12 protein-coding genes are annotated in these 15,897 nt (G+C 57.8%); 9 read left to right on the top strand and 3 right to left on the bottom strand.

All coding sequences use genetic code 11. The annotated features are described in order from the left end of the window. Positions 1–95: 95 nt before the first annotated feature. Positions 96–869 (top strand): cytochrome P450, encoded by a 774-nt coding sequence (locus AC3WS4_RS25185; RefSeq protein WP_148309132.1) that lies wholly within the window; start codon positions 96–98, stop codon positions 867–869. Beyond that, positions 866–2,128 (top strand): tetracycline resistance MFS efflux pump, encoded by a 1,263-nt coding sequence (locus AC3WS4_RS25180; protein WP_039575637.1) that lies wholly within the window; start codon positions 866–868, stop codon positions 2,126–2,128. The genes AC3WS4_RS25185 and AC3WS4_RS25180 overlap by 4 nt, the downstream gene beginning before the upstream one ends. An 89-nt stretch (positions 2,129–2,217) precedes the next feature. Here AC3WS4_RS25180 and AC3WS4_RS25175 read toward each other — a convergent pair whose 3' ends face one another. Both AC3WS4_RS25175 and AC3WS4_RS25170 read right to left on the bottom strand, forming a co-directional pair. Further along, on the bottom strand, positions 2,218–3,042 hold the full coding sequence (locus AC3WS4_RS25175) for a protein phosphatase 2C domain-containing protein (RefSeq protein WP_039575636.1): 825 nt from the start codon (positions 3,040–3,042) through the stop codon (positions 2,218–2,220). 38 nt (positions 3,043–3,080) lie between these two features. Beyond that, complete coding sequence (locus tag AC3WS4_RS25170; RefSeq protein WP_160292422.1) at positions 3,081–4,385, bottom strand: condensation domain-containing protein; 1,305 nt, start codon at positions 4,383–4,385, stop codon at positions 3,081–3,083. 246 nt (positions 4,386–4,631) lie between these two features. On the opposite strand from AC3WS4_RS25170, the gene AC3WS4_RS25165 reads away from it, so the two are divergent. The 5 genes from AC3WS4_RS25165 (at position 4,632) to AC3WS4_RS25145 (ending at position 12,203) form a co-directional block, all read left to right on the top strand. Continuing rightward, positions 4,632–5,420 carry a class I SAM-dependent methyltransferase gene (locus AC3WS4_RS25165; protein ID WP_039575630.1) on the top strand — a complete coding sequence of 263 codons (789 nt, stop codon included), beginning with the start codon at positions 4,632–4,634 and terminating at the stop codon, positions 5,418–5,420. Positions 5,421–5,771: 351 nt separating this feature from the next. Then, positions 5,772–8,507 (top strand): TonB-dependent receptor plug domain-containing protein, encoded by a 2,736-nt coding sequence (locus tag AC3WS4_RS25160; RefSeq protein WP_052208312.1) that lies wholly within the window; start codon positions 5,772–5,774, stop codon positions 8,505–8,507. A 123-nt stretch (positions 8,508–8,630) separates the two neighbouring features. Then, a complete protein-coding gene (locus tag AC3WS4_RS25155; protein WP_039575628.1) occupies positions 8,631–10,190 on the top strand; it encodes a sodium:solute symporter in 1,560 nt (519 codons plus the stop codon). Continuing rightward, positions 10,177–11,064 carry an N-acetylmuramic acid 6-phosphate etherase gene (locus tag AC3WS4_RS25150; RefSeq protein WP_039575624.1) on the top strand — a complete coding sequence of 296 codons (888 nt, stop codon included), beginning with the start codon at positions 10,177–10,179 and terminating at the stop codon, positions 11,062–11,064. The genes AC3WS4_RS25155 and AC3WS4_RS25150 overlap by 14 nt, the downstream gene beginning before the upstream one ends. A gap of 65 nt (positions 11,065–11,129) precedes the next feature. Continuing rightward, positions 11,130–12,203, top strand: a complete 1,074-nt coding sequence (locus tag AC3WS4_RS25145) for an acyltransferase family protein (RefSeq protein ID WP_052208310.1) — start codon at positions 11,130–11,132, stop codon at positions 12,201–12,203. 83 nt (positions 12,204–12,286) lie between these two features. Here the strand turns inward: AC3WS4_RS25145 and AC3WS4_RS25140 are convergent, their stop codons facing one another. Next, complete coding sequence (locus tag AC3WS4_RS25140) at positions 12,287–13,657, bottom strand: FAD-binding oxidoreductase (RefSeq protein WP_039575622.1); 1,371 nt, start codon at positions 13,655–13,657, stop codon at positions 12,287–12,289. Positions 13,658–13,715: 58 nt separating this feature from the next. Here AC3WS4_RS25140 and AC3WS4_RS25135 point away from each other — a divergent pair, with 58 nt between their 5' ends. Both AC3WS4_RS25135 and nagA read left to right on the top strand, forming a co-directional pair. Beyond that, complete coding sequence (locus AC3WS4_RS25135) at positions 13,716–14,762, top strand: SIS domain-containing protein (protein ID WP_039575619.1); 1,047 nt, start codon at positions 13,716–13,718, stop codon at positions 14,760–14,762. After that, positions 14,759–15,889, top strand: coding sequence for an N-acetylglucosamine-6-phosphate deacetylase (nagA, locus tag AC3WS4_RS25130; RefSeq protein WP_081997373.1), 1,131 nt, complete (start codon positions 14,759–14,761; stop codon positions 15,887–15,889). The genes AC3WS4_RS25135 and nagA overlap by 4 nt, the downstream gene beginning before the upstream one ends. The last annotated feature ends 8 nt before the right edge of the window (positions 15,890–15,897 follow it).

Raw genomic sequence — 15,897 nt, 5'->3', positions numbered from 1 at the left:
CTCCCGCTGCGGTGAAGGCCCTTTGAATCAATACATACAAGCAATTTCAAGAGGCTGATTGGGTTTTAACCCTAGTACAGGACTTCGCGCTCCCCGTGGCAACGGACACGATTAAGGCCATTTTGGGCATTGGAGATTGCGATAGCGACATTATCCGGCGTTTCACCTCTGATAGCGTGATATTTCTCGAGCCGATAAACGCCAAGGCTGAGGAGCTCGTGACGGCTGAAAGAAGTTACGACGAACTGTCGCGGTGCATTGCCAGCGTTCTGGAACGGATTTCAACGCCGGACGACGCGCTTTCGAACATCCGGGAAGCTATTGAGGATGGGACTCTATCGATCGAGGAGGCGATTTCGAACATCGCTTTTGTCCTGTCGGCTGGCATCGACACGACGGTCAATCTGATCGGTGCCGGCTTCAGCAACATCGTAGACAAATCGCTTTCCGCATCGGATCTGCATGACGAGAGGGTTATCAATGAACTCCTTCGGCTTTCTCCCTCGATTCATATGACCGGACGTGTGGCGGCCGAGGATATTTTACTTGGCGAGCATCTCATCAAAGGCGGAAGCATGGTAATCGCCGTCCTCGCGGCCGCAAACAGAGACCCCTGCGTCTTCGACAAACCGGACGAGATCGACCCTTATCGAAGAAGCCTCACGCCGTTGAGCTTCGGTGCCGGGCGCCATTTCTGTATTGGCGTACATCTTGCCAAGCTGGAAGCGCAGATCGCCTGGAGGCATTTGGCCCGTCGCCTGCCGTTCGGCGATGTTGCCGTCACCGAGATCGAATATGAGCGCAGGGCCTTCATCCGCACACCCCGTCGCATGATTGTCCGCCAAGCGAAGCGGCGGCTAGGAGCGTGAAAGACATCCGCCAACGATCGCGGCGCGTCGTCGGGTTCGCCTCTGCAACTATATTGATCGATCTCGCGGGGCTGGGCATCATTTTGCCCGTCATGCCGGAGCTAATTTTTGAGCTCACCGGCGCTTCAATCGGCGAAGCGAGTGCGATTGGAGGATGGCTTCTTTTTTCCTATGCTGCAATGCAGTTCCTTTTCTCTCCGGTTGTCGGACATCTAAGCGACAGGTTAGGGCGGAGACCCGTTCTGCTTGCTGCGATCGGCGGCTTGGCGGTCAATTACGCTCTTATGGCTATTGCGCCGTCCCTTTTGTGGCTCTTCGTTGGCCGACTGTTCTCCGGCGCTCTCGGTGCGACATATCCGGTTGCCGCCGCAAGCGTTGCCGACGTCACCGAACCGGAAGAACGGGTAAAGCAGTTCGGTGTATTGCACGCCATGATCGGACTGGGACTTATTTTGGGGCCATTGCTCGGCGGGCTCGCCGCAGGCCATGGGGTGCGAGCTCCCTTTTGGGTGGCCGCCTGCATTGCAACGGCCACGCTGATTGCAGGATATTTTCTGTTTCCCGAAACCCTCTCGGGCCACGATATTCGTCAAAACACAGATGAAGGCACCCGGAAGATTATGCGTTTCTCGACAAGTTTTATGTCATCGTCTGGATCGCTATTCATTGTTTTCTTTCTGGTCGAAGTGTCTTTCCAGGCGCTGCCGATCATATGGGCATTTTATGCGATCAATAATCTGGGCTGGAATGCTACGACAATCGGATATTCGATGGCTATCTACGGCGTTTTCATTGCTTTGGCCCAAATCGTCCTCCCGCGTCATATGGAGGGCCTGTTCGGATCTAAAGTCGCTGGCATTGCCGCACTTTCCTGCGTCACGCTTGCCTATCTGGGACTTTCATTTTCTTCAAACGAAACGCTGATATGGGGGCTAATCCTCGTCATGGCCGCGGGCACAACCATTTTTCCGATCCTTCAGGCTGTTCTTTCCAGGAGAACCGAGCGCGAATCTCAAGGCGCTCTGCAGGGATCGATGTCCTCTATCACTGCCGTCGCATCAATCGTGAGTCCACTCGTAATGACACAGCTTTTCAAGGCCTTTGTTGGAAGTGATCCGATTTTCGGCAGCGTGTCATGGCCAGGAGCGCCCTTCTTCGCCGCCGCGGTACTGAGTGGCTTGGCTCTGCTCATTTATGCCCGCTTCTTTATGTCGGCACGGACGACCGCCACCAACCACAAAGAACACGAGCATGGCTGATACGGGTGAAGCTGCGCCGGATCTCCCAGCAAGTTGCGATCTATTGTAAGCGAAATCTGGGCGTTAGCCAAACTTGAGCCCGCGTCGCCTCAATCAATCCGCAGCAACACAGCGGTTGCATCGTCCGACGTCTTCCACCTTGGAAATTCCAGCCCTGTACGATCACTCGTCTCCACAGTGCGTATTTCGTCGACGATGCTCGTCAGCCCCCTTTCCAAGGCTGCCGCTATTATCGAGGCACCAGTATACCGTGCATAGAGGTCTATAATCGTTGAAAAGCCGTCGGTCATCGCCAGCACATGCGCCGGTCGATCAACCGGCATGCGTTCGACGAATGCATTGTCGCCGCAAGCCGAGTCCAAACCAAAAACATGCGCGGCGCGGACGGACGCTATTCGCCTGCTTCGAAGGAGTTCAATCTGCGGCCGCTGCTCAAAATCGAGCTTATTGCGCGCCGTGACGCCGGCGCTTCGGACCGAGCGCTCCTCGTCGGCTTTGCTCTGGCTTGTGAATGAGCGAACGCCATTCGAATCCAAAACATACGCGGAGCAATCACCAAGCCGGGTAATCTCGATCGCGCCCTCGATCTCGCTGACCACCAACATGGTCGCAGACGGCTGGGCCCACAGAGGGATATCAGCTCCATCCGTTTTCGAGAGCCATTCGTTCGCTGCAGCATTGGAAATTTCGCGAATGACTTTCCTTGTGTCCGGCTCGGAATCCGACACAGAGAGCCCGGCGGTTGCGCGCTTGGCGAGCCAGGAGGCGTCGCTCGCCGCGCCAGAGAAAGGTGTGTCGACCAAATCCGTTGCCCCATCGACGACAAAGGCGCGACGGGGTGTAAACCCGAACATGTCGTCGTTCTGAGTCTCACGAGAACCGGCACAGCAAACCGCATCAAGCAAGGTCAACATCGGTCACACCTATGTATAACAAGTCGGAAACACAACTTTCAATCCACACCTTTAAAATGATCCAAGGCATGGGTGAATCTCTTTTCAAATATATCCAGCTCGTTGGGAGCTACGAATTCCTTGTTATACACTAAGTATGAGGTGGCCAAGTCCCCATCAATCACCACATGAAGGTGGATTTTCAGCCGTTCGTACAAAGCATCGATATATTGCGGAACTATTTCGGACTTCGACAAGACGTCGGTTTTGACCATCCCGGCAATCCGAAAACTGAACCCCGCATCCAGAGCCGGAAATCGGCCTTGTTGAGTGCTGTAGGCTTCTAGGATGAGATCAAGGGTTACATCAACATTCTGATAATGACGCATTGCCTGTGCAACGAGGAATTTACGCAATGCGGCCCTGCTCGAGTCAGCTCCTTCGGGGAAACACCAGATCAGATGGCGAAACATGCATCCGATTATCCGGGAATCTTCCGCCGATCGCCTGTTGTCTATAGTCGATATAATATTGCGTCTGCTTATTCGGGTTACCGCTTCCAGCCCTTCATAAAGTGCGCAAAGATGAGGAAACTGTGTAACCTTCCTCGATCCGAACATGCTTCTGATATCGCAAGAATGTATGACTTTAGAAAGGCAAAGACTCGCTTCCCTATCGATGAGGGAGGCATTGGATTCGTCTTTCGAAGAGGAGAGTAATCGCTCCCAATATTGCAATTGCCGCGATTGGACCAAGGGCAATCGCTCATCTTCGTTTACACATCGATCCAGAAATTCAAGCTGCATGCCGCTACACGACGGCACCCCCAAGATATAATCGTTCAGATATTGGTGCAGGATCGAAACCGATGTCGCGTCGCACATCGCATGATGGAAGCTCAGGCAGATAGTATACCCGTCTAACGGCGATCCAATAATCGAAACTCTTCGGGGTATCTCATCGTATAGAGCATATTCGATATGCTTGTTCCTGGAAACGACGCCGCTCACCAGATCGGCATGATTTCGCGATACGCCTCTCGTAGCATACCACTCCCGATAGTGCTGAAAGATGCTCTCATCCCCAATGAGGCTCTTTACCTCATATGAGGAATCTAGGTATTCAATGAAATTGTCAGTATCATCTATGGACTGATAAATGCATTCGTCTTGGGAAATTTCGAACCTAGCGTTCAGAGCTGGATGAAATGCCAGACATTTCGAGACACGGTTGATAACGATACTCGAATCCAGATCTACAGGGAAGTAGAGGCAGGCTCCGACATTCATGTCAGCACCGTAATTTTTTCGCCCAGAAACGAGCAGGCAGTATCTTTGGATAGGGGAGACGGGATATATTTTCATTTCCTGTGGCCTGAAGGACGCTATAACGCGCATAGATCGGACATCGGCGAACGGGAAACATAGTAACGATGTGCTTCCACGCATGAAATCGAGAGATGATAACGGTGGAGCCGCAAGCCCGCAAGGCACCCACGCCGTTCAGTCGGAGGCCCCAGCTTATCCCGAACATATTGATCACATCCACCAGCTTTTGCAATCGGTGGCCAGAACGGGACGATTTATGAGCAGATGTTACGGGGAGTCCATATGTCCAAATATGCTTTGAAGGTCGGGCAGTCAGCTGTCGAAAGGTTGGCCGTTCTTGACGAGATTCACGCGGTCACATCGTCGCATATCCTTTCAGGTGTTTCCTTGCCCGCACCGTCACGGATCCTAGACGTGGGTTGCGGTGTAGGGCACACCACGATCCGTCTCGCGCGCCACTTTGGCTCACAGGCGCACGTAGTCGGCATTGACCGCGAGCCATCGCAGATCGACACTTCTAAACGGGAAAATCCTTCTCCCAACATCGAGTATCGAGTTGGGGATCTCAAGGATTATCTGGAGCAGCTTTCCGGGTACGACCTGATCTACGGCCGGTTCGTCTTTGGTCACAATCGCGATTGCATCGATCTGCTGGGCAGAATTTTCGCCAACATGCGATCCGGAGCGCGCTTGATATTCGAGGAGCCCGACATCGGCACTGCAAGGACATTAGTGGGCACTGGAATTATCGAGGAAGTTGAGGATCTCTACCGAAAGCTTGGCGATTCGCTTGGCCAGAATTTTTCGTCGAGCCTGAACTTGGCGAGCGAGGCGGTTGCGCTCGACAGCGCCGCCGAGATCCGTTTCGTGCAGCCGGTGATTTCTAGGCCCCGGTACAAGCAGCTCTATCTGCTCGGCCTCAAGGAGGTCCGTGGCAAATATATAAGCCAAGGCATCGCCGATGAGTTGGCGCTAGACGATATCGAGCGAAGACTGGAGCGAGAGGTGAATGATCCGTCCTCGTTAATTGCCACCGCGCGTCTGATCCAGATTTCATTGCGAAAGTCCTAGCCATAGCGGTCGGCTGGTTGCTCGGCACACGATTGGTATTAACTCCACGTCGGCTTTTAAAAGCTCCACTTGCCGGCGCAAGGCCCATTGCATGACGAAACCGCCTGTCGGCGCGCGCGCGAACTCTGCTCTGCAGTCGAGGATTTCGAGGTGTTTTGAATGCTCGATCGCGAATCGGATCAACAGCGCAAATGATTTCGGCTGGCTATGGCCGCCCCCTTTTAGCTGCTGCCCACGAGGTCACGCCGCCGTTGTGCGGTACGCGGAATGAGGGCGCATCTGCCTATTGGTATTGAAATGGTATATAACTGTGTTATAGTCGGGATAACTTTGAAGAGGGGAGTGAGCAAAATGGGCCAGATAAAAGGCGGATTCCTGCGGTGCGGATCGGCGATAGCTTCATCGATTGCGCTCATGTCAGCAAGTGCCGTGTTTGCGCAAGAATCCGGTAGCGCAACGAGCGAGGCACGCGCGGAGTCGGATATCATCGTCACCGGAACGCGCGTCCGTACGCCCGGACTGACCTCCACCAGCCCAATCAGCGCGGTCGAGGGTGAGCAGATATCGCTTCAAAGGGCGGTCACGATCGAGGATTTCTCGGTCAAGATGCCGCAGCTCGCGGGCGGCGTGAACTCGACATCGGTTGGTAGCGACGCATTCGGTGCGCAGACCCTCGATTTGCGCAATCTCGGGCAGAACCGCACACTCGTTCTGATCAACGGGACTCGCGCCATTCCGTTCAGTTTCCGAAACGCGGTTGATGTTAACTCAATCCCGGCGCCCCTGCTCAAGCGCGTAGACGTGCTCACCGGCGGCGCGGCGGCGGTGTATGGTGCTGACGCCGTGGCGGGGGTCGTGAACTTCATCATCGACGATTCATTCGAAGGGTGGCAAGCGAACGCCAATTATCGCGCGGTGGCCGGCGGTGCTTCGCAGTTCGGCGGCCATGTAATGGGCGGTCTGTCACTGGGTGGTCGGGGAAATCTGGTCGTATACGGCGAATATACGGAGCGAGATTCGCTTCTTGCCGGGAACCGCGACTTCGCGCGCCGCGGCGTTGCGACGCTGCCGATCGGGGGCAACTTCACCGACGTCGCGAGCGGGCGGACCTTTTCCTACGACGCCTCGGGCAATTTCACGCTTACGCCGCAATCGACCGACTACACGCCCGATTTCCTGCTCGTCCAGCCGTTGCGGCGCATCAATGCGAGCGCGTTCCTGAAATATGACGTGCTCGATAATGTCGAGCTCTATGGTCGCGTTATGTATTCCGACCTGCGGACGCGCGGCGGTAGCCGGTCAGGGCAGAATCCTCCGACTACCGGAGCGAACGGGATCAACGTCCAGATTGCCGAGAATAATCCGTTCCTCGACCCTCAGGCGCGGGCACGACTGACCTTCGTGAACGGTTTTGCTACCGTTAACGTCCGGCGCTCGCTCGGCGAACTCGGCGTGACCTATGCGCAGAACAATCGCGAAACCATTCAGGGCCTGATCGGGCTGCGCGGTGACATCACGCCGGCGATCGGTTGGGACGCCTATTACCAATATGGTCGGTCCAAGGAATCGATCGTCGTCAAGGGCGACGGTACGCGTTCCGCCTTTGCCGGGCTCGTCAACACGACCGATATCTTCGGGCCGGGCGGCGACTTCACCAGCGTGCTGCGCGATTTCAACTTTGGCGACCGCAAGCGAACGCAGCAGGTGGCCTCGGCATATGTTTCAGGTGATACGAGCGACTTCTTCGCTGGATGGGCCGGGCCGATCGGATTCACCGCCGGCTATGAATTCCGACGCGAAACCGGCCGGTTCGTCTACGGTGCCGACCTTGGAACATCGTTCAACCAAGGCACCGAATCGGCGCCACTTGTCCCGCCCTTCGTCAAGGTGAATGAACTGTTCGGCGAATTGGTTGTCCCGCTGCTGTCGGATTTGCCGCTGGTCCAGAAGCTTACCGTCGAAGGTGCATATCGCCGATCCTGGTATGAAAAATCGGTCGGGGACGACAGGCGCTACGATACCAACAAGCTTGGGATCAATTGGATTGTCTCCGACGACCTGCGGCTACGCGGTACGCGTCAGACCGTCATCCGGGACGCCAATATCGGCGAATTCGCCAACCCGGTCTTTTCGATACCTTTCGCCAACCTGCGGACGGTCGCCCGTCTTTTCCCGCGTTATGCCGGGGATCCGTGCGTGGGTGCGACCAATTCGGCGACGATCGCGCAATGTACCGCGCAAGGGTATCGGGGCCCCTATGATTCCAACAACCCCGCAAATCTGCAGGGTGGCTATTTCTTTGGCGGCAACGCAAACATCGAAGCCGAACGAGGCAAGACATATACCCTTGGCGGCGTCTTCACCCCAACCTTCCTGCGCGGTCTCAACCTATCGGTCGATTGGTACAAGATCGATATTCGGAATGCGGTCGGCCAGATCCAGCCCGTCGACGCGCTCACGAGCTGCTACATCACCGACCCGACACCGGGCAATCCGCTGTGCGCCGCGGTGACCCGGGATCCGACCACTGGTTACATCTTGAATGCCTTCGTCGATGATCGAAATCTTGCGCTCATCAAGCAGCAGGGCATCGACATCGATTTCCGTTATGGGTTCGATCTCGATTTCGGCCCGCCGGAGAGTCGGCTCACTCTCGGTTATACGGCGAGCATCGTCACCAAATATTCGATTCAGCGCAACGCCGCTCTGACGCCCGTCAATTGCAAGGGGACCTATGGAGCCGCCTGTTCGTCGGACTTGGTGACGCTAGTTGCGCCTGACTTCCGGTCGCGTGCTACGATTACCTGGGATAGCAAACCGTTGACGGTCCAGTTTGGATGGAGGCGTATCGGATCGGTTCGCGATTCGACGGCGGGCAGCGTCGGCCGGATTCCCGCTTATGATTATTTCGACCTGAACTTGGCAGTTCGTCCGCCCGTGGAGGGGCTGACCCTAGCCTTTGGTATCGACAATCTCTTTGATAAGAAGCCGCCGCTGCCGGTCAATCCAGGAGCCTATAATACATTCCCGGACACCTATGACGTACTGGGAACCACCTTTGGCTTCTCTGTGACCCTGAGGCGGTGAGGGCGTGATTGGAGGCTTTATGGACACTTAGCCTCCATGCCAGCAGGACGACTTGCCCGGGGCGCGGTTCCTCAGACGGGTACCTAGGTCTGATAATCGCGCCCATTGGCGCCGGGGGACAACATGCACACGCTACAATTCACGTCGCTGGATTGGTCGATCCTGATCGGATATGTCTTGGTCCTCGCCATCGCTGGCTATGCGTCAACGCGGCGCAACATGGAAAATGCGGACGACTATTTTCTGGCGAGCCATCGTGCGCCGACCTGGCTTGTAGCGGTGTCTGTTCTGTCCACCGTGCAATCGACAGCCACCTTCCTTGGCGTTCCAGACAATAGCTTCCGGGGAAATTACACCTATCTGACCAGCGTGATCGGCGCGCTGATCGGCGCTTGGCTCGTCGCCGCCATCCTGATGCCGCGCTTTTACGCGATGGGCGCCACCACCGTCTACGAACTGCTCGAGGCCCGGTTCAGCCCGACCGCGCGGCGCGCGGCCGGGGCGATGTATCTGGTCGGGCGCGTGTTTGCCAGTGGGGCTAGGCTCTATCTTGCCGCGATTGCCGTTTCGATGATCCTATTCCTCGACGTTGCGCCCGAGCATATTATCGTCGCTTCATTCGTCTTGCTGGTCTTCGGCCTTGCCTTCACCTTCATGGGCGGCCTCAATTCTGTGATCTGGAGCGATCTGGTCCAGGTCGTGCTTTACGTCGGAGCGGCAATCTTCGTCGTCCTGTTCCTACTGTCTAAGATTCCCGCGCCGGCCACCGCTATCTACACTGCGCTTGCATACCCTCCCTCCGGAGCGAGCAAGTTGCAAGTCCTTGACTGGACACTCGATCTCGCCACGCCCTTTTCGGTTCTGGCAGCGGTGACGGGAATGGTCCTGATTAACGCGGCGAATTCGGGTCTCGACCAAGATACGACGCAACGCTTGCTCGCTTGCGATTCGGCGAGACAGGGCAGCCGCGCCCTCTACTGGTCTGTGCTGGCATCGATCCCTGTCATCCTAATTTTTCTCTTCATCGGCTCGCTGCTCTACATCTTCTATGAACGCCCCGACCTGATGACGACCATCCCGGGACAGATCGCACCGACGTTCCAAGGTGAAAAGATCACCGTCTTTATGAGCTTCATTCTGAGCGAAATCCCGCCGGGCTTGCGCGGGTTCGTAACTGTTGGTGTCATCGCCGCCGCCGCTATCAATTCCGGACTGATCTCGATGGCCGCCGTAGCGATCAACGATTTCTACCGCCCTTTCGTCGAGCGCAACGGACCGCGCAACGAACGGCACTTCATCCTTGCTGGGCGTCTTGCGACAGTAATTCTGGGCATTCTCCTCTTCCTGATGTCCATCGTCTGCTTCTATTGGCAGCGGTACAGCGACATTCCGCTGCTCGAATTTGTCCTCGGAGTGATGGCGTTCGCCTATTCGGGACTGCTGGGGGTCTACATCACAGCGGTGTTTTCAAAGCGCGGGTCGACGGCGTCGGTCATCGCGGCCTTGGCGGTGGGCTTCGTCGTCGTCATGCTGTTTCAACCGTTCACGATCGATGTACTAGGCCTGCCCGAAGCACTCAAGAAAATCGCCTTTCCATGGCACTTGTGCGTTGGCGTGACAGTTTCAACGCTGGTTTGCCTCATCGGCAACGCGAACAAGGAAGTTATAGATGCCGGGTACTGAAGCGGTCGACCCACGCTACGCCGAAATAGACGACTGGCCAACGGTTGATGCCGTAACCGCTATGATCGAAGGCCAACGCGAAGCCATCGAAGCCTTAAACAGCCAGGCAGGGGCGATTGCCACGGCGTGCGAAGCGGCCGCGCAAAGGCTTTTATCTTCGCAAGGGCGCCTGATCTATGTCGGCGCTGGAACATCGGGCCGCGTGGCAGTTCAGGACGGCGTCGAACTGACGCCGACCTTCGGCTGGCCACAGGAGAGGTTGCTTTATCTCCTCGCGGGTGGACTCCCGGCGCTCGTCGAGAGCGCTGAAGGCGCCGAAGATGATGTTGTTGATGCCGCGAGGCAGATCGCCGAGCATGCTGTCGACGCGACCGATGTTGTAGTGGCTGTGGCAGCAAGCGGGCACACTCCATTCACATTGCGTGCCATCGAGGATGCACGCGTCCGCGGGGCGCTGACAATCGCGATAGCCAACAATGCGTCGACTCCGGTCCTTCAGGCTGCGCAGCACGCCATCTTCCTCGGGACCGGAAGCGAAATCATCAGCGGATCGACGCGCATGAAGGCAGGCACGGCCCAGAAAGCTGCCATCAACATCATCTCGACGACGATCATGTTGCGGCTCGGCAAGGTCTATCGCGGCCAGATGGTCGACATGGTCGTCTCGAACGCGAAGTTGCAGCGACGCGCGGCCGGAATCGTGCAGATGCTTACAAAATGTTCCGAGGATGATGCCGTGGATGCCCTGGAACGGGGCGAAAACAGTATCTCTAGGGCGGTCCTCATCGCCATGGGCAATAGTCCAAATGAGTCCGCCAAACTTCTCAAAGATCACGGCGGAATATTGGCCAAGGCAATCGCGGCGCTCGGGTAGGAATGAAATGGCCCGATGTCACGGAGCTGCCTGACACCATGCGTCGGCTCTGACCGACGGGCGCCGTGACTCAATCGGCGCGCATCCGCGACCTGCCGCTCGATTTCCTGCGGGGAGCAGATGTGATGCTGATGTTGCTTGTCAACTTTCAGACGGCCGCGGGGCCCGCGATCCTCCGACATGCCGCTTGGCACGGCCTGACGCTTGCTGATATCGTCTTTCCGATTTTCCTGCTCATTGTCGGCATTTCCACATCGCTGGCTCTTGATGGACGTCGGCGGCCGATGGCATGGGTCGCGGTTGTCCGGCGCGGCGCGATGCTCTTTGCGATCGGCGTCGCGCTCAACTGGTGCCTGCGCCCCGAACTTGACTGGGGGCAGTTGCGATGGACAGGCGTGTTGCAGCGCATCGCCATCGTGTACCTCGCCTGCGCCGCAATCATCTCCATTGGGCGCGGTGCGCTCATTCCGCTCGGGCTCGCGTTGGCAGTCATCGCGACGCATACTTTCGTGCTGCTGGCTACAGGTGCGGGAAGCAATGTTGCCAGCCTCGCTCCCGGTACGGGAATTAGCGGATTGCTGGATCGGCAATTCCTCCCGGGACTGATATTGCGCGGCAGTTGGGATCCCGAGGGTGTATTGTCCACGTTGCCCTCGATGGCGAGCGGTTTCTTCGGCATCGCGCTCGCGCGTTGGGCCGGTGCACCAAGGCACATCCGGCGCCTCGCGTTCGCCGGCGCCATTCTCGTACTGGCCGGGCTGTTGGCGGCGACCATCGTCCCGATCAACAAAAATTTGTGGACTGCGAGCTTCGTGCTTGTGACATCGGGGATCGGCGCGCTGGCCTATGCTGTGGCCCACGCCGCATGGCCCCTGCTGCAACCGTATAATTGGGCAAACCAGTTCATCGCGGTCGGCCAGGCAGCGCTGACCATCTATGTGATCCATATGCTCCTGATCGCCCTGCTGCGCCTTCCGCCGGGTGGCGAGGAGCGGATTCGGGACCACCTGCTCGCGGGGCTTCAGGAGGCCGGTCTGTCGGCCATGTGGTCGTCGGTGCTATTTGCGGTTCTTGCGGTAACAATTTGCAGGTTGTTTCTGGTACCGCTTCAGCGCCGCGGTCTTTTGCTGCGGGTTTAGCACAGTCCGCATGATGCCGGCCTGGCCGTTGCGACCCAGCGGATGCCGCCGATCCACTCCCAGCCCGGTTGGGGCGGCCGGAATTATGCCGCAAATATCTTGCCGGGATTGAAGACGCCCTGCGGATCGAGTGCCTGCTTGAGTTGCCGCATGACCTCGACGGCGGCTGCGCCATTCTCTCGCAGCAATGCGTCGCGCTTGCCCAAGCCGATCCCATGTTCACCTGTGCAGGTCCCACCAACCGAGAGCGCGTGGTCTACCATGGCGTCGTTGATGACTGACGCCTTTTGCCACGAGAGCTTGTCGTCGGGATGGAGAATGAAGAACACGTGGAAATTCCCGTCGCCGACATGACCCAAAATCGGAGCGAAAAGTCCCGATTCCTCGATCATCGTTTGCGCGCGCGAAATGGCTTCGGCCAATCGAGAAATGGGAACGCAGATGTCGGTGATCCAGGCCTGCGCCTCGGGAATCATCGACCGCGATGCCCAAAGTAGATGATGCCGCGCTTTCCACAGCGCGTTTCGCTCTTCCGACGCTGTCGCGGATCTCAGCGTCCCGCCGCCGTTGGCGTCTCCGAGCATGCGAACGATTTCCAATTGCTCGGCAATGGCGGGACCGGAGCCGTGGAATTCCAGAAAGAGGGTCGGACATTCGGGAAGGCCGAGATGGCTCTGACGGTTGCACGCCATCATGGCACTCGTGTCGAGAAGCTCCATGCGTGCGATGGCGACCCCGGACTGGATGGTCTGGATCACTGTATCGACCGCACCCTTCACGTTGGCGAAATCCCAGCTTGCGGAAACGATCTGTTCGGGTTGCCCGTGAAGGCGCAGGGTCGCCTCCACGATCAGGCCCAGCGTGCCTTCGGATCCCGCGAAGAGATGCGTAAGGTCATAGCCAGCCGCCGATTTGCGGGCCCGTGTACCCGTCCGGATCAGCTCGCCGGTTGCCGAAACGACCTTGAGGGCCAGCAGGTTGTCACGCATGTTGCCATAACGCACGGTCGTCGTTCCGGACGCGCGGGTCGCGATCATCCCGCCGATCGTTGCGTTGGCCCCGGGATCGACCGGGAAAAAGAGGCCTGTGGCGCGTAGCTGTTCGTTGAGCTGCTCTCGCGTGACACCCGGCTGGACCACGGCGAGGAAATCTTCCGACGCAATCTCTACGATCTCGTTCATGCGCGAAAAGTCTATGACGAGCGTATCTGATGTGAGGGCAGCGGCGTTCCCCTCGAGAGACGTGCCGGCGCCATAGCCCACAACCGGGACGCCCTGCGCCGAGGCAGCTCGGACGAGCTGGCAAACCTCCTCGATCGAAACCGGCTGGGCCACCAGTGCCGGTAACTCACCCGGATGGTGCCCTTCGCTTTGTGTATAGGCGATGCGAGCGGTTTCAGCGGTGATTAGCCGGTCGCCGAGGAAATTCGAAAGCATGTCGCGCAGATGTGTCATGCCCGCGAATATATCTGGCTTGCGGATGGAGGTAAACTGGTATTATACAGGTATTAACATGCAGCCAGCCGCGCACCCCAGCTCCACCCTGATGTTTGCCGAGGCCAGCGAGGCAGGCCAGATCGTCGCCAAGCAATTGTCGGAAAATGCCGTGTTGGCGAAAGAACTTGCGAAGCTGCTAATGCGCCCCGCAACGCACACGATTTTCACCTGCGCCCGCGGCAGTTCGGATCACGCTGCCGCTTATGGAAAATTCCTCTTCGAGACGCGTCTTCGCAAGACGGTATCGTCGCACCCACCGTCGATGGGTTCGGTATATCGCGTACCTATGGAGCATATGGCGGAGCAACCGTTTATTGTCGTGTCGCAGTCGGGGAAGAGCCCCGATCTGCTGGCGTCCGCCGAGGTGGCGAGAGAGGCTGGGGCGATCGTCATCGCGATCGTCAATGACGAAAACTCACCTCTTGTACGTCTCGCTGACATCGTCATGCCGCTCCGCGCTGGACCGGAGCGAAGCGTCGCAGCAACCAAAAGCTTCATCGCGACGCTTGCAGCCTTCGCCCAAATCATGTCCGAATGCATCGACCGACAAGCATTTGAACCCGTCATTTCTGCGCTGCCCGATCAATTGAGCCACGCTTGGGCCGCGTCATGGGACGAGGCTCTGGCGCCCTTCACGCAGGCACGCAGCCTTTTCGTCCTGGGGCGCGGCCCTTCATTCGGGATCGGGCTCGAGGCGGCGTTGAAGTTTAAGGAGACATGCGGAATTCACGCGGAAGCTTTCAGCACGGCGGAGGTAGCGCACGGCCCGATGGCGGTTGTCGATCGTAACTTCCCTATTCTGGTCTTTCCGCCGCTCGACGAGGCCCGGGCAGGGATGGACGCCTTGCTTGGCTTGTTCGTCGAAAAGGGAGCGATCGTGGCGGGAGCCGGAGCGGTTGGAAAGGGTGCCATCGAGTTGCCCGTCGTCGCAGATATGCATCCGGTGACAGCGCCGATCGCGATGATCCAGTCTTTTTACCGCTTTGCCAATGCACTCGCGATTGAACGGGGATTTGATCCCGATACGCCGCCGTTGCTCAAGAAAGTAACCGAAACGATATGACAAGAAAGGCTCTGATCGGCGCGAGAATTCTCACGCAAAGCGGATGGCGAACAGATCACGCATTGCTGATCGACCGACCGACGATCGTCGATGTCGTATCCGATAGTCGCGTCCCGACTGGGTTTGATCCGGTTCGATTGGGCGGCGGCATGCTCGTTCCAGGCTTTATCGATACGCAAGTGAACGGCGGGGGCGCCGTGCTGTTTAACGAATCCCCGACGATCGACGGGATAAGGGCGATCGCGGAGGCGCACCGGGAATTCGGGACCACCGCAATGCTTCCGACCCTCATCAGCGATGATTTCGACGTGATCGAGCGCGGGATAGCCGCGGTGCGCGGCGCGATCGCGATCGGTATTCCCGGCATTTTGGGAATCCATATCGAAGGCCCCTTTCTGAATGTCGAAAAGAAGGGCATCCACGACGCCTCGAAAATCCGCAAAATGGACGAGCGGGCCGTGAATCTGCTTTCCTCGCTCGGTTTGGGGAAGACGCTCGTGACCCTCGCGCCCGAAACGGTCGCGCCCGATCTCATCGCCGAATTGACGGCTCGGGGCGTCATTGTCTCTGCCGGGCACACGCTGGCGACAAGTGAGGATATGGACCGCGCGATCAGCGAAGGGCTACAGGCTATCACGCATTTGTTCAACGCTATGCCACCGTTAGCTAGCCGCACGCCGGGTGCCGCAGGGGCTGGATTGGCGTCTTCGTTGATCTGTGGCGTGATCGCCGATGGGCACCATGTTCACCCGACTGCAATGCGGGCCGCTTTCCGCGCAAAGGGTCCCGACGAATTGATGCTCGTAACAGATGCCATGCCGACGGTCGGCACGGATATCGATACATTTTTGCTTGGCGAGACCGAGATTTTTCGCGATCGGGGCGCATTGCGTTCGAGAGATGGAACCTTGGCGGGCTCGGACCTCGACATGGCTCGGGCCGTTCGGAACGCTGTTTCGAGCATGCGCGTCGAACTTGCGGACGCCTGCAAGATGGCGAGCGCAACGCCGGCGGCTTTACTGGGGCTGGCTGGCACCTATGGGTGTCTGGCGCCGCACGCTCGCGCGGATATCGTGCACCTCTCCGAAGACATTGAGGTCGTTCGGACCTGGATTGGCGGCGAGTAGTGCGTGCG

It is taken from the genome of Sphingopyxis sp. EU05-FHT14B03 (genome assembly GCF_058790875.1).
Note: the sequence above shows the minus strand (reverse complement) of the source record. Positions and strands in the feature narration are given on the sequence as shown.

What these genes read in the sequence shown, in the direction of transcription:
- AC3WS4_RS25155 (WP_039575628.1), top strand. Translation starts at nt 8,631, where the DNA reads ATGCACACGCTACAATTCACGTCGCTGGATTGGTCGATCCTGATCGGA.
- AC3WS4_RS25165 (WP_039575630.1), top strand. Translation starts at nt 4,632, where the DNA reads ATGTCCAAATATGCTTTGAAGGTCGGGCAGTCAGCTGTCGAAAGGTTG.
- AC3WS4_RS25170 (WP_160292422.1), bottom strand. Translation starts at nt 4,385, where the DNA reads ATGAAAATATATCCCGTCTCCCCTATCCAAAGATACTGCCTGCTCGTT.
- AC3WS4_RS25175 (WP_039575636.1), bottom strand. Translation starts at nt 3,042, where the DNA reads ATGTTGACCTTGCTTGATGCGGTTTGCTGTGCCGGTTCTCGTGAGACT.
- nagA (WP_081997373.1), top strand. Translation starts at nt 14,759, where the DNA reads ATGACAAGAAAGGCTCTGATCGGCGCGAGAATTCTCACGCAAAGCGGA.
- AC3WS4_RS25135 (WP_039575619.1), top strand. Translation starts at nt 13,716, where the DNA reads ATGCAGCCAGCCGCGCACCCCAGCTCCACCCTGATGTTTGCCGAGGCC.
- AC3WS4_RS25160 (WP_052208312.1), top strand. Translation starts at nt 5,772, where the DNA reads ATGGGCCAGATAAAAGGCGGATTCCTGCGGTGCGGATCGGCGATAGCT.
- AC3WS4_RS25150 (WP_039575624.1), top strand. Translation starts at nt 10,177, where the DNA reads ATGCCGGGTACTGAAGCGGTCGACCCACGCTACGCCGAAATAGACGAC.
- AC3WS4_RS25140 (WP_039575622.1), bottom strand. Translation starts at nt 13,657, where the DNA reads ATGACACATCTGCGCGACATGCTTTCGAATTTCCTCGGCGACCGGCTA.